At 73.2% G+C, this 13,572-nt stretch carries 11 protein-coding genes and 1 pseudogene; 7 read left to right on the top strand and 5 right to left on the bottom strand.

The window, feature by feature from the left end; genetic code table 11:
* Positions 1 to 8: 8 nt before the first annotated feature.
* The 3 genes from ACF1ED_RS14935 to ACF1ED_RS14925 are packed head-to-tail and all read right to left on the bottom strand — an operon-like array spanning position 9 to position 3,055.
* Positions 9 to 863 carry a carbohydrate ABC transporter permease gene (locus ACF1ED_RS14935; RefSeq protein WP_391760319.1) on the bottom strand — a complete coding sequence of 285 codons (855 nt, stop codon included), beginning with the start codon at positions 861 to 863 and terminating at the stop codon, positions 9 to 11.
* Positions 860 to 1,789, bottom strand: a complete 930-nt coding sequence (locus tag ACF1ED_RS14930) for a carbohydrate ABC transporter permease (protein WP_391760317.1) — start codon at positions 1,787 to 1,789, stop codon at positions 860 to 862. Before ACF1ED_RS14930 ends, ACF1ED_RS14935 begins: the two co-directional genes overlap by 4 nt.
* Before the next feature lie 3 nt (positions 1,790 to 1,792).
* Entirely contained in the window at positions 1,793 to 3,055 is a 1,263-nt protein-coding gene (locus tag ACF1ED_RS14925) for an extracellular solute-binding protein (protein WP_391760316.1), read from the bottom strand.
* A gap of 256 nt (positions 3,056 to 3,311) precedes the next feature.
* Between ACF1ED_RS14925 and ACF1ED_RS14920 the strand changes: the two genes are divergently transcribed.
* Entirely contained in the window at positions 3,312 to 4,166 is an 855-nt protein-coding gene (locus ACF1ED_RS14920) for a GntR family transcriptional regulator (protein ID WP_391760313.1), read from the top strand.
* Between the two features lie 76 nt (positions 4,167 to 4,242).
* Here ACF1ED_RS14920 and ACF1ED_RS14915 read toward each other — a convergent pair whose 3' ends face one another.
* The gene (locus tag ACF1ED_RS14915) at positions 4,243 to 6,147 is read right to left on the bottom strand and encodes a protein kinase (RefSeq protein ID WP_391760311.1); all 1,905 of its coding nucleotides are present in this window, start codon (positions 6,145 to 6,147) and stop codon (positions 4,243 to 4,245) included.
* Between the two features lie 151 nt (positions 6,148 to 6,298).
* Here ACF1ED_RS14915 and ACF1ED_RS14910 point away from each other — a divergent pair, with 151 nt between their 5' ends.
* The 3 genes from ACF1ED_RS14910 to ACF1ED_RS14900 all read left to right on the top strand — a co-directional run bounded on the left by ACF1ED_RS14910 (position 6,299) and on the right by ACF1ED_RS14900 (position 8,417).
* A complete protein-coding gene (locus ACF1ED_RS14910; RefSeq protein ID WP_391760309.1) occupies positions 6,299 to 6,709 on the top strand; it encodes a nuclear transport factor 2 family protein in 411 nt (136 codons plus the stop codon).
* A 203-nt stretch (positions 6,710 to 6,912) separates the two neighbouring features.
* Complete coding sequence (locus tag ACF1ED_RS14905) at positions 6,913 to 7,215, top strand: hypothetical protein (RefSeq protein WP_391760307.1); 303 nt, start codon at positions 6,913 to 6,915, stop codon at positions 7,213 to 7,215.
* A gap of 353 nt (positions 7,216 to 7,568) precedes the next feature.
* Positions 7,569 to 8,417, top strand: coding sequence for a DUF4157 domain-containing protein (locus ACF1ED_RS14900; protein ID WP_391760305.1), 849 nt, complete (start codon positions 7,569 to 7,571; stop codon positions 8,415 to 8,417).
* A gap of 131 nt (positions 8,418 to 8,548) precedes the next feature.
* Here the strand turns inward: ACF1ED_RS14900 and ACF1ED_RS14895 are convergent, their stop codons facing one another.
* A complete protein-coding gene (locus ACF1ED_RS14895) occupies positions 8,549 to 9,901 on the bottom strand; it encodes a hypothetical protein (RefSeq protein ID WP_391760303.1) in 1,353 nt (450 codons plus the stop codon).
* A gap of 225 nt (positions 9,902 to 10,126) precedes the next feature.
* Between ACF1ED_RS14895 and ACF1ED_RS14890 the strand changes: the two genes are divergently transcribed.
* The 3 genes and pseudogenes from ACF1ED_RS14890 to ACF1ED_RS14880 form a co-directional block, all read left to right on the top strand.
* Complete coding sequence (locus ACF1ED_RS14890; protein WP_391760301.1) at positions 10,127 to 10,756, top strand: response regulator transcription factor; 630 nt, start codon at positions 10,127 to 10,129, stop codon at positions 10,754 to 10,756.
* Positions 10,757 to 10,917: 161 nt separating this feature from the next.
* The gene (locus tag ACF1ED_RS14885; protein WP_391760299.1) at positions 10,918 to 12,990 is read left to right on the top strand and encodes an HYR domain-containing protein; all 2,073 of its coding nucleotides are present in this window, start codon (positions 10,918 to 10,920) and stop codon (positions 12,988 to 12,990) included.
* A 7-nt stretch (positions 12,991 to 12,997) separates the two neighbouring features.
* Positions 12,998 to 13,567: pseudogene (locus ACF1ED_RS14880) on the top strand (DUF4255 domain-containing protein); the annotation flags it as partial.
* Between the last annotated feature and the right edge of the window lie 5 nt (positions 13,568 to 13,572).

Raw genomic sequence — 13,572 nt, 5'->3', positions numbered from 1 at the left:
CGTGTCGGTCAGCCCTTGACGCCTCCGGCGGTGAGGCCCGAGGTCACGTGGCGCTGGAGGGCGAGGAAGACGATCAGCGCGGGCAGGGCGAAGAGGGTGGAGGCGGCCATGGTGGCCCCCCAGTCCGTGCCGAAGGTGGTCTGGAAGGAGGAGAGCCAGACCGGCAGCGTGCGGCTGTCCTGCTGTTTGATGATGAGGAAGTTGGCGTAGGTGAACTCGTTCCAGGCGGTGATGAAGCCGAAGAGCGAGGTGGCCATCAGTCCCGGTGCGAGCAGGGGGAAGGCGATCCGCCGGAAGGCTCCGACGCGGGTGCAGCCGTCGACCTGGGCCGCCTCTTCGAGTTCGGGCGGGATGCCGGCGATGAAGCCGCGGAGCACCACGACCGTGAACGGCAGGGTGATCATGAAGTAGACGAGGGTGAGGGTGGGCAGCCGGTCGAGCATGTTCGTGTCGCGGGAGATGATGTAGACGGGGATGACCAGGGACTCCCACGGCGCCATCTGCGCGATGAACACCGCCAGCATGAACTGGCGGCGGCCCCGCCAGCGCAGCCTGGCCACGGCGTACGCGGCGCCGAGCGCGACGACCAGCGCGAGGAGCACGGCGCCGAGGGTGACCAGGGCGCTGTTGCGCCAGAAGAGGGCGAAGCCGTCGGCCCCCACCGCCGTGCGGAAGTGGTCGAAGGTCCATTCGGCGGGGATCAGCCGGGGCTCGTACGACTGGATGTCGCGGGACGGCTTGAAGGCCGTGGCGACCATCCAGTAGACGGGGAAGAGGCAGACGGTCACGGTCAGGGTGGCCGCCGCGTACAGCGGGAGCCGGCGCAGTGCGCGCCGCGGGGCGCGTCCGCGGGTGGTGTTCACAGGTGCTCGCCCTCCTGGCGGAACAGTCGGCGGAAGTAGAGGACGAGGACGCCGCTCATGAGCAGGAGGGTGACCATGGAGGCGGCGGAGCCCAGGTCGTAGCGCTGGTGGGCGAGGGCGGTCTGCACGGCGTACACGGGCAGGATCGTCGTCGCGTCGCCCGGCCCGCCCCGGGTCATCACCCAGATCTGGACGAACGCCTTGAAGGTCCAGATCACTTCGAGGGAGAGCACGAGCATGAAGATCGGCCGCACGAGGGGGAAGGTGACCGAGCGGAAGATCCGCAGTCCTCCGGCGCCGTCGAGCCGGGCGGATTCGTAGAGTTCCCCGGGGACGGTGACGAGGGCCGAGTAGAGGGTGATGGCGGCGAACGGCACCGACTGCCACACGACGAGGACGACGAGGATGGTGAAGGCGGCCCGGCCGTCGGCGAACCAGGCGTACCCCTCGAAGGAGTGGAGGCCGAGGTCGGTGAGGGTCTCGTTGACGATGCCGAACTCGGAGTGGAACAGCCACTGGAAGACGGTGGTGGCGGCCACGACGGGCACCGCCCACACCAGCACGAGCGAGCTGAGGACCACGGTCCTGCCGATCCTGCCGAGGCGTTCGGTCATCAGGGCGACCAGCGTCGACAGGACCATGATGGCGGCGGCGTTGACGGCCATGAAGAGGAAGGTGCGGCGGACGACCTCCCAGAAGACCGGGTCGGTCAGCAGGGTCCGGTAGTTCCGCAGCCCGACGAACTCGGCGTCGCCGCGTATCAGTTGGCGAAGCCCGAAGTCCTGGAAGGAGATGAGCAGCGCCCGGCCGAACGGGTAGAGCAGGAGGTAGAGCATCCCCAGGACCGCGGGGGCGATCAGCAGGTACGGGCCGAGGGCGAGGGGGCGGCGCGCGGGCCCGGGCCGCCGGGCGGATCGGCTCGTCATCCGTCAGGAACCGCTGTTCAGCGTGGTGGTGATGGACCGGGACGCCTTGGCGGCCTCGGCCTTCGCGTCGCGCCCGGTGAGGACGGCCGTCATGTAGTCCTTGATCGGGTTCTTGGCCTCGACGGCGGCCCACTGGGGGGTGTTGGGGGTGGCGTGTCCGTTGGCGGCGCCGGCCGCCATGGCCGCCGCGCCCGGATCCGAGGCCACGGCGGTGGCGAGCGTGGTCTTGTTGGGGACGTAGCTCATCGCGAGGGCGAGCTTCGTCTGCCAGGCGTCGCCGGTGAGTTCCTTGATGAAGGCGTACGCCTCGTCCTGGTGCTCGGCCACGGCGGGCACGATGAGGTCGGAGCCGCCGGTGAAGACGGCGCCGGGCTTGTCGGCGGTCTTGCCGGGGATGGGGAAGAAGCCCAGCTTGCCCTTGAGTTCGGGGTTGTTCTGGGCGATGACGTTGGCGCCGCCCGGGGTGGCGATGACCTGGGCGATCTGCCCCTTGGCGACGACCTCCGCCTGGAGCGGGCGGGACTCGTCCGAGTCCTTGGGGCCCTTGCCGAGCGCCTGGAGCCGCTTGTAGAACTCCATGGCCCGCATGGCCTCGGGGCTGTCGAGGCCCCCCTTCCATCCGCCGCCCTCCTGGAGGGCGAGGTCGCCGCCCTCGTCCCAGACGAAGCCGGCGAGGGCGAACCAGTTCTGTCCCGGGAGGTAGATGCCCTGCACGCCGTCCCGGTTCAGCTTCTCGGTGGCGGCGAGCCACTGGTCGCGCGTCCTGATCGTCGTGGCGTCGATGCCCGCCTTCCGGAACAGGTCGGTGCGGTAGATGACGACGCGGTTGGCGGCGTAGTAGGGGATGCCGTACTGCTTGCCGTCCCAGGCGCCGGGTTCGGCGAGGCCGTCGAGCCAGAAGTCGCCGCCGAGATCGGCGACCTTGCCGCTGAAGTCGGTGAGCCCCCCGCTCTGGGCGTACTGGGCGACCTGGGTGTTGCCGACCTCGATGACGTCCGGGGCGTCGTTGCTGGCCAGGGCGGCGGTGACCTTCTCGCCGATGCCCTCCCACTCCTGGATCTGGATCCTGACGTCGATCTCCGGGTGGGCCTTCTCGAAGCCGGTCTCGAACTCCTTCTGGAAGGCGTCCGAAACGCTGTCGCGCATCAGCCAGACGTCGAGGACGGTGGGCCCGCCGGCGTTCTGCCCGTCACCGGACGAGGAGCAGGCGACGAGTCCGGTGCTCAGCAGCAGGGCGCCGAGCAGGGCGAGGGGGCGGTGCTTCACGATTCACCTCTGGGGAGCCTGGGAACGGAGGAAAACCCCGAGCTGACCACTTGACCTGTCAGGGGTTTACCAGTTGGCGCGAGATGAAGGTGGCATGGACCAATGACACCGTCAACCCCCGTAACAGCAAGGGTTTTTGGCCAGCAGCGACCAGAAGAAGGCACATGACAGGACAGATGCAGGCCTCATTGAAACCTGACCAGTGGACCAGTTAAGGTTGACCAGCTAACTCTTCCCGACGACGAACGAGAGCCTTATGGAGATCGACGCTGCAGCCTCCGGCGCGATGCTCAAGCGCGAGCGGGTCCGTGACGCGATCCTCGAACTCATCGAGGCCGGGCGCCCCGGCGACGCCATCCCGTCCGAACGCGTCCTCTGCGCCCGGCTCGGCGTGTCGCGCCCCACCCTGCGCGCCGCCGTCGACGAGCTGGTCGTCGCGGGACTGCTGGTCCGCGAGCACGGCCGGGGCATGTTCGTCGCCGCGGAGAAGATCACCCAGGAGCTGATCTCCGACCGGAACTCCTTCAGCCTCCCGCAGGCCGGCGGCGTGTGGACCAGCAGGCTGCTGGAGTTCCGCACGCTCCCGGCCGGCGCCCGCGTCAGCCGCAAGCTCCGCGTCTCGCCCGCCGCCGAGATCCTCTACGTCGCCCGCCTCCGTCTCGTGGACGGCTCCCCCATGGCCATCGAGCACCTCCACGTCCGGGCCGATCTCGCCCCCGGGCTGACCAGCGGGGAACTCGAACAGGGCGACCTCTACGAGCACCTCCGGGACCACCACGGCGTCCAGGTCAGCGAGGCCGTGCAGTCCATCGAGCCCACCGTCGTCACCCGCGCCGAGGCCGACCTGCTCGACGTGCCGGAGCTGTCCCCCGCCCTCCTGTTCGAGCGGCTCACCACGGATTCCCGCGGCCGCGCGGTGGAGTACGTGCACTCGCTCTACCGCGGCGACCGCTACCGCATCGTCTCGCGCCTCACCCTCGGCGCCCGCGACGAGCGGCCCCCCGCGAAGCGGGGCCACCATCCGGGCATCCCCCCGGGCGACTTCACCGGCGGCGACCCGGTCACCTTCTCCACCCGCGGCGTCGTGCAGCAGAACCAGCAGAACCCCTGAGGCGGAGCCGGCGGGGTCCCTGAGGCGGAGTCAGCGGGAACCCCGAGGCGGAGCAGGCAGGGCCCCTGAGGCGGAGTCAGCGGGAGAAGCGGGGCAGCCGGCCGCGCCGCCGCGTCCGCGCCCGCTTCTTCACCTCCGAGCGCAGGGCCCGGGCCGTCGCGTCGTACTGCGCGGAGAGCGCGTCCCCGCGGGTGTAGAGCGCCGCCAGCACGGCGTCGAGCAGGGCGACCGCGCGCTTCGGGTCCCCGGCCTCGGCCACGCAGTGGGCGTGCTGGATCCGCAGGCCCATGTCGATCCTGGCCAGGGCGGCCGGATTGGCCGGCAGCAGTCGCTCGTAGTACGCCAGGGCCTCGCCGTACCCGCCGAGGGCGTAGGTGTCCAGGGCCAGGCGGAGCGCCACCTCGCGGACCCGGGGGTGCTCGGCGCCCAGCCCGCGCTCCAGGTCGGGAAGGAGCGGGACCAGCTGCTCGCGGCGGCGCGCGCACCGCTCGGGGGTGCGCTCCCGCGGGCCGGTCAGGGGGCGGCCATCGGCGTCGTACTCACGGTCCAGGGCTTCCGCGAGGTCGAGGCGGGCGAGCAGGGTGATGGGGTCGCCGGGCCCCAGGACGCGCGTCGCCCGCCCGATGACGTCCCGGAGGCCGGGGATCAGGTGCCGGCCGTCGCCGCTCCCCCGCGCCGCCACCGATCCGGTCACGGCGGCCTCGGTGTCGATCGTACGGCGGTGGTCCCGGCCGAGGACGCGCAGCAGACGGGGGAGCAGGGACTCCAGCGCACCGGCGTCGTCCGCCTGCTGGAAGAGGTACATCGCCCGCTGGTAGGCCGCTTCGACGGTGAGCGGATCGTCGGCGCCGAGGGCGCTCCCGGTGTCCGCGATCAGGTGGTCGAGGCGCTGGAGGAACACGCCGCCCATGTCGGGGTCGGTGCCCAGGAGTTCCCGCAGACGCGCCGCCAGGTGCGCCCGCAGGGCGTCGTCGGAGTCGACCCGGCGGGTGGGGTCGGGAGCGGGAGCGGGGCCGGGAGCAGGAGCAGGGCCGGAAACAGGAGCAGGGGCGGAAGCAGGGCCGGGAGCGGGAGGAGGGTCGGAAGCGGGGGCGAGGTCGGGCGCGGGAGCAGGGGCGGGGGGCCGCTCCCGCCCGGCGGTCCCCCGCGCCGCCTCGCGGATCAGGGCGTCCAGGCGCGTCGCGGCCTCGTGGGCGTCGGCGGGTCTGCGGGCGGGGTCCTTGGCCAGCAGGTCCGCCACGAGCAGGTCGACGGCCGCGCCGAGTCCGGGGCGCAGCGAGCTGGGTACCGGCGGTTCCGTCACGGCGTGCGCGGCGAGCAGTTCGTGGGGGTGCCGCGTGGGGAAGGGGTGCTGCCCGGTCAGCAGTTCCATGAGGACGCACCCCAGGGCGTAGAGGTCGGCGCGGCCGTCGACCGGGGCGCCGTGGACCCACCGCTCCGGTGCCATGTACGGCGCGGATCCGACGACCAGGCCCGTCGCGGTGATGCCGGGCTCGTCCTCCCGCCTGGCGATGCCGAAGTCGAGGACCTTCGCCCGGCCGGCGCCCGGCCCCGTGATGATCACGTTCGCGGGCTTGACGTCGCGGTGGACGACCTGGAGGTCGTGCGCGGCCGCCAGGGCCCGGCAGATGTCACGGGCCCAGCGGAGGGCGGTCTCCGGCGGCGGAGTCCCGCGCCCCAGGATCGCGCCGAGCGTCTCCCCCTCGACCAGTTCCATCACCAGGTACACGAGGGCGGCTCCCTCGTGGTGGACCTCGCCGTAGTCGTACAGCGCCACGATGCCCGGATGCTGGAGGCTGCCCGCGAGGCGGGCCTCGGCGGCGAACCTCCGCCGTTCCTCGGCCGACCGGTGCCGCCCGATCTTGACCGCGACCGGCCTCCCCACCCGGTTGTCGTAGGCCCGCCAGACCTCTCCGAAGCCTCCGCCGCCCAGCACGGCCAGCAGTTCGTACCGCTGGTCCACGACGTCGTGCGGCCGCATGCTGCCCCCGATCCCCCCGCCGTGACCACCGCGGCCCCGGCGTCCCCGATCCAAGCAGCAAGCCCTTCGGCGCGGGAGGGGTGGACAGGCCCTCTTCTCCGCCATACCCTCCGAGTCACTTATTCACTTAATTTACTATGGAGATTCGCTCATGCATCCCTTCAGCCAGGCCGTGGAACAGCGCGACGAGGCCGCCATCGAGGCCCTGCTCGCCGAGGACGTCGTCTTCACCAGCCCCGTCGCCTTCAAGCCGTACCCGGGCAAGGCCATCACCGCCGCGATCCTGCGCGGAGTGATGCGCGTCTTCGAGGACTTCACCTACGTCCGCGAGATCGCGGACCCGAACGGCCGCGACCACGCCCTCGTCTTCACCGCCACCGTCGACGGCCGCCGGATCCAGGGCTGCGACTTCCTCCACCTCGACGAGGACGGCAGGATCGACGACTTCACCGTCATGGTCCGCCCGCTCTCCGCCGCGCAGGCCCTCGCCGACGCGATGGGCGCGCAGTTCGACCGCATCGCGCGCGAAGCCTCCGAAGCCTCCGAAGCGGCCGGCGCGTGACCGACGCCGTACCCGACCCCGCCCCCTCCCCCAACCTCGGCCTCGGCCTCGGCCTCGGCCTTTGAACCGTCCCGCCCCGTGGCCGGGTCCTCCTGCGCCTGGAGAGTGAATCCGGACGCTTCGAGTGGATCTTGAACATCGCGGACCGGTAGCTGTGGAGCGAGCCCGCGTCCAGTGCGGGATCTTCTGTGATGAGGATGACCATGCGTACACGAGCAGTTCTGATCTCCCTGGTCGCGGCGGGCGCGGTACTGGGCCTGGCCGGATCCGCCCAGGCCGCCGCCTCCGGCGACGTCGTCGTCTTCTCGACCGAGGTCCAGCCGCTGGACGTCTACCGGGACCCGGCCGGCTGTCAGCGACTGCCCGCCGTCGCCCACGTGCTGACGAACCAGACGGACCGGCCGGTGAGGATCTACGGCAACCCGTTCTGCCTCGGACCGTCGGTCGCCGTCCAGCCCGGCTTCGGGACCCACGTGCCCGGCGGCGCCGGTTCGTTCTCCGCCTGAGCCGGCACCGGCCGCCCCGGCGCCCGGCGTCACTCGTTCGGGCCATGCCTTCCGAAGTGGTTCGTCACGGGGGGCGCGCGGCCGTTACGGTGGGAAGCACGGAGGGAGAGCCGACTGGCCGTTGGCCCCTTGCTCCGCTCGTGCCCCACACCTTCGGGTGTGGGGCACATTCGCGTGCGGAGGACGGAGGCCGTCGCCGCCCCGGTGTGACCGTGCGCGAAGGGGCAGGGCTTCCTGCCCCCGACGGCACGGACGCGGCCTGGACGGGGGCACGGGCGGGTGGGGACGCTGGGGGCCGGGGGGCTTCGCGCCCCCGTGGAGGACGCCTTCGCGAACCGTCCGGGGAGCTGACGATGAGTGCGTACGAGCACGAGCACGGCCATGAGCACGACCACGACCACGACCACCACCAGGAGCACGGCCCCGGGCCCGCGGGCGACGACCGGCTCCGTGACGACCGGGCCCAGGACGGCGGCCCCGGTGCGGCACGGCTCTTCGAGGCCGCGGCGACCGGGCGCACCGACGTGGTCGGCGCGTCCGGACTCGGGGCGCTCCAGCGGGCCGTGGGCAACGGGGCCGTCGGGGCGATGGTCCAGCGCAGCCGGAGCACGGCGGCCGAGGAGGTGCCCGAGGCGGCGGCCGAGGAGGGCGCGCGGTCACCGGTGCACGACGTGCTGGCCTCGGGCGGCGGGCAGCCGCTCGACACCGCGACCCGCGGCGACATGGAGGCCCGGATGGGCGCGGACTTCTCCGACGTGCGGATCCACACCGACGCCGCCGCGGACGCCTCCGCCAAGGGCATCGGCGCGCACGCCTACACGGTCGGCAACAACGTCGTGTTCCAGCGGGAGGCGTACGACCCGGCCTCGCCGCGGGGGCGTACGACGCTGGCGCACGAGCTGACCCATGTGATCCAGCAGCGCAGCGGACCGGTCGAGGGCTCGGAGGCGCCCGGCGGGATCCGGGTGAGCGACCCCTCGGACCGCTTCGAGCGGGAGGCCGTCGCCAACGCGGAGCGGGTGCTGGCGGAGCCCGCCGCCCCCGCGCCCGCTTCCCCGGCCGCTTCCCCGGCCGCCGCGCCGGCCGTGCAGCGGGCCGCCACGGAGGACGAGGACGAGCAGCCCGCCGACGTCCAGGGCTCGTTCGTGCAGCGGGCGGCGGAGGCGGGCGCCGAGGAGGAGGAAGAGGCCCCGCCCGCGTAGGCCGGATCCACGACAGCGGATCCGGCCTACGCGGGCGGGACCCCGGAGCGGGCAGGGCGGGACCCGGGGCCGGGCGGGCACGGGCGGGTCCTCCGGCCGGACTCGGCGGGGCCCCGGGCAGGGCCCGGTCCTCAGGGCTTGGTGGACTGCATGGTGCCGCCGAGGAAGAGGGCCTCGGCGCAGCGGCCGGGGGCCGGGGCGTTGACCGGGCGGCCGACCTTGCGGCAGTCCACGGTCATCGTCACCTGGCCGCCGGCGGGCACCAGGATCGGGGTGACGAAGTGGTAGTCGGAGTCGCGGAAGTTCTCCAGGGCCAGGGTCAGGATCCGGGACCCCCCGTCGCCGGTGATGACGACGGTGCCCGCGTCGCCCTGGGGGTTCTGGACCAGGATGTCGGTGAGCCGGAAGGTCTTCCCGGCCGGCACGGTCAGCGCCGTACCGCTCCGCGATCCGCCGCCGACACCGTCCCTGACCTGGACCTGCGCGCTGGTCGGCTCGGCGGGCGGCAGCGGCTTGGCGGTGGCCTTCGCGCTCGGTTTCGCGCTCGGTTTCGCGGTGGGCTTCGCGCTCGCCGTCGGGGTCGGGGTGGGGGTGGGGGTCGGCGCGGCCGAGGAGCCGCCGGAGCCGCCGCCCGTCTGCCCGCCGGTCCGGCCGTCGCCCCCGCCGGGGCCGGAGGTCGCGGAGGCGATGACCTCGGGGGTGATCGCCTCGCGGGCCGCCGACTTCACCGCCGGCCGGAGCATGCCGTACCAGAATCCGGCCAGGACCAGGGCGAGGACGCAGGCGAGGATCAGGGCGCGCGGCAGCCAGCGCGGCAGGATCGCCTCCTGCTGGTAGGAGCCGTCGAGCACGACGGGCGCGGCCGGTTCCTCGCCCTCGGGGGCGGGCGGCGCGACGACGGCCTGGAAGGTGTGGACGACCGGGGTGCCGCGCCACAGGCGCTTGGCGGGCTTGACGCGCAGTTCGGCGAAGGCGGCCCGGCCCGGTTCGATGCTCAGTTCCGGGCGGGTGAAGGCGATCCCGGCGCGCTCGGTGCCGGAGCGGGCGGTGAGCGCGACGGTGAGCGGGGCGTTGCCCCGGTTGTCGACCGCGACCTTGTGGGCGCCGCGCCGCACGCCGTGCGAGCCCCTGGGGACCAGCTCGGCGGTGACCTCGGTGAACGGGGCGACCGTCACCCGGCCCTCGGGGACGACGGGTTCGGCGTGGTCGCTGGTGGGGACCACGCGGATGCCGAAGGGCGTCTCGCCCGCGGGCACGGACGGGTCGCGGGGCGGCCGGAAGGAGACGGAGACGGTCTCCGCGCTGCCGGGGTACAGGGAGAGGGTCGCCGGTTCCACCGTCGTCCAGGCGGCACAGGCTCCGGCCACCTCGAAGCGGTACTCCTCCACCGTGGTTCCGGAGTTGCGCACCTGAAGAGGGAGGCTCGTCCCTTCACCCGGTACGGCGGTGACGGACGATGCGTCGAGGCTTGCCGTAAGACTCATGGGCGCACCGTAGGATCCGGGCTCCTCCACAGCATCGTCGGAGAAGGAACACTTTCGGGCAGATTCCGTGCCCGAAGCAACGATTCAGTTTTCATGACGAGCAGTCAGGGAATCTCCCGTCCGCCGAACCACCAGAGAGACTGGCGTTGTTGACGTTGCTGATGGTTGTCACGGGGCCCGCGCGTCCTTCGCGCCGGCCTTCGTCTGCCCGGGGGGAGCCGGACCATGGAACGTACGGCGGTAGCACTGCGCGCGCAGGACCCGATCTCACGGGCGGGGGTGACGAGTCAGTTACGCGCCCGGCCCGAGATCAACGTGACGGAATGGAGCGAGACGGCGGACCCCGCACCCGAGGTCGTCGTGCTCGTGGTGGACACGGTCGACGAGGACGTGCTGCGACTGCTGCGGCACATCAGGCGCACCAGCACCTCGCGCCCGGTGCTCGTGACGACGGACATCGACGAGCAGAAGCTCGTGAGCGCGGCGGAGTGCGGGGTCGCCGGGGTGATCCGGCGCGCGGAGGCGACGCCCGAACACCTGGTGCACGTGATCGGCACGGTCGCGAAGGGCGCCGGACACCTCCCCTCCGACCTGGTGGGACGCCTCCTGGAGGAGGTCGGCCGGCTCCAGGGCCAGGTCCTCGGCCCGCGCGGTCTGCACTTCACGGGCCTCGCCGCGCGCGAGGTGGACGTGCTGCGCCTGGTCGCGGAGGGCTACGACACGGCGGACATCGCCGCGAAGCTCTCGTACTCCGAGCGCACCATCAAGAACGTGCTGCACGCGGTCATCACCCGGCTCCAGCTGCGCAACCGCTCGCACGCGGTGGCGTACGCGATGCGCCAGGGGCTGATCTGAACGGCGGCCCCGGGCGTGCCCGCCCCTGGCCCGCCCGCCCCGCGCCTGCCCGTAGGGGCAGAACTCCCTTCCCCCGAAGGTGACTCGGGGCACGAGGACAGCGAGGGCCCGGTGCGGCATCCTCGGGCCGTCGAGCGACGCGAGGTCGAGGGGGTTGTGCCGTGCGCTGGTTCCAGTCGTCCGGGCGTACGGGGCCGTCGGCGTCCCGCGGGCCCGGTCGCCGCACACCCGCCCGGGCCGCACTGGCCCTGCTGCTGCTCGCGGCCGGGGCCGTACCGGCGTCGACGTCCGCCTCGGCGGTGCCGGTGCCCGACGAGCCGGTCACTCCGGCGGTCGTGTCGCAGGCGCTGGATCCCGGCGCGTCGCTCCAGGTCGACAAGCGGGTAAGGACCCCGGTGGTGCCGCCGATGCCGGAGGTGGTGCTCCTGGTGGACGGGACGCGGAGCATGGAGCCGGTGGTCACCGACGTACGGGCGGGGCTGTCGGACATCATCTCCACGGTGCGGTCCAGCCGGCCCGACGCCAGGTTCGCGGTGGCGACCTTCGGCGACCAGCAGGTCGACCCGGGCGCCGGATTCGACGTCACGGCCGGACTCACCCAGGACGACGCCCGGCTGCGCGACGGGGTCGACGCCCTGGGCATCGGCCGGGGCAACGGCAGCATGGGGCCGTCGGAGGACTGGATCAACGGCCTCTGGCAGATCGCGCACGGCGCCGGCGGCGAGACCGTCTTCCGGGAGAACTCCAGCCCGGTGATCGTCCTCGTCAGCGACGCCTCCAGCCACAATCCCAGCAACGGCCACACCATCGAGGACACGATCTTCGCCCTCCAGGACAAGAACGCCCGGGTCCTCGGCGTCGACGTGGAGACCCCGGTCGGCGACGGCCTGGACGGCACCGGCTACGCGGGCATCGAGGACCAGATCGAGAACCCGCGCACCACCCCCGGCCAGGCCACCCGCATCATCGAGGCGACGGGCGGCCGCAAGCTCAGCGGCATCGACCCGGACCGGGTCTCCGAGGCCGTCGTCGAGGGCCTCGGAAACCTGCCCACCAGGGTCGGTCACCGCCTGACCGCCTGTGACCCCGCGCTCTCCGTGACCCTCGACCCGCCCACGCGCGACGTCGTCAGCGGCGAGACCGCGGACTTCGCCGAGACGATCACCGTCGCGCCGGACGCCCCCCAGGGCGCCACCCTCACCTGCACCGTGGAGTTCCTGCTCGGCACCCAGGCCCCGGACACCGCCGCGATCGGGGCGGCCGCCGCCGACCCCGGCTTCCGGCAGGAGATCTCGATCACCGTCAACGACGTGACCGCGCCCGTCGTCACCCTCGACGACCGCCTCGCCCGGTCCGGCGACGACGCAGGCACCACGATCGACTACACGGCCACCGCCGTGGACGCCAAGGACGGCCCGCTGACGCCGGCCTGCGCCCCCGCGTCGGGTTCCCTCTTCCCCGTGGGCAGCACCACCGTGACCTGCACGGCCACCGACGGGGCCGGCAACACCGGAACGGACACCGCCGTCTTCCGCGTCCTGCCGCCGCTCACACCGCCGCCCGGAACCGATCCGCCGCCCCCCGTGCCACCGGCCGCCGACGTGGCCGTGTCCGTCTCCCTCTCCCCCGCGCGCGCCTACACCGGCCGGCCGGTCACCGCCCGCTACACGCTCACGAACGCGGGCCCGGACACCGCTCGGCGCATCGTCCTCGCCACGACGTGGCCCTCCGGGCCGGGCCGCGCCCTCTCCCGCCCCGACCGGTGCACGGCCGCCGCACCCTGCTCCGTCCCCCCGGGCGGCCAGGTGGTGGTCACCCAGACGGCCACCTACCAGGAGGCCCTGTCGGGGACCGTCCGGGCGACCGCGAACAGCCTGCCCCCCGACCCGGAGACCGGGAACAACACGGCCACGGCCCCGCTGCGGGTGACCCGGCCCCGCCTGGAGGTGACGCCGCGCGTGGTCAGGCCGGGCGAGCCCGTGGCCGTGCGGGGCACGGACTTCCCGCCCGGCGAGCGGGTGCGGCTCGTCTGGTCCACGGGCCTGACCGCCGACGCCGCTCCCCTCACGGTGGGCCGCGACGGCCGCTTCGAGGCCCAGGTCCTCGTGCTGCGCAAGGACCGGACCGGCCCGCGGTCGCTGCGCGCGGAGGTCGCCCGCCTGGAACGCCTGGAGGAACCCGTGCTGGTCGTCCGGCACGCGCTCCAGCCGCCGGACTTCGCGGGCCGGGGGTGAGGGTCCGTTGATCCACGAGGTCGACGACGTCCTGCGCTCCCTGATCCGCGCGGAAGTCCTGGAGGGCGGACAGGTGGCGGTGGTCTTCGACGCCCCCACGCGCGAGTGGGCGGCGAAGGTGAACGCGCCGATGGTGAACCTGTACCTGTACGACATCCGCGAGGACATGCGGCGGCGCGAGCGCGGCCTGCACAACGAGTACGACGAGCGCGGCGTGGTCGTGGCCCGCCGCCGCCCGCCCCGCTACTTCAAACTGTCGTACCTGATCACCGCCTGGACCAAGCGCCCGGAGGACGAACACCGCCTGCTCTCGTCCCTCCTGGCCTGCCTGCTCCGCCACGAGGCGCTACCGCCGGCCCGTCTCACCGGCACGCTCGCGGAGCTCGGCGTCGCCGTCCCGCTGTCGATCGCGCTGCCGCCGCCCGAGGACCGGTCCTTCGCGGACGTGTGGAGCGCGCTGGGCGGCGAACTGAAGCCGTCGCTGGACCTGGTGGTGAGCGTGCCGGTGACGGCCTCGCCGAGGTACGCGGCGGGCCCGCCGGTCGGCGACGGGGGCCTGGAGGTCCGCCTCGGCGAAGGGCT

The sequence above is a fragment of the Streptomyces sp. NPDC014656 genome (genome assembly GCF_043084305.1).
Lineage (GTDB): Bacteria > Actinomycetota > Actinomycetes > Streptomycetales > Streptomycetaceae > Streptomyces.
This window is presented reverse-complemented; position numbering and strand designations above follow the sequence as displayed.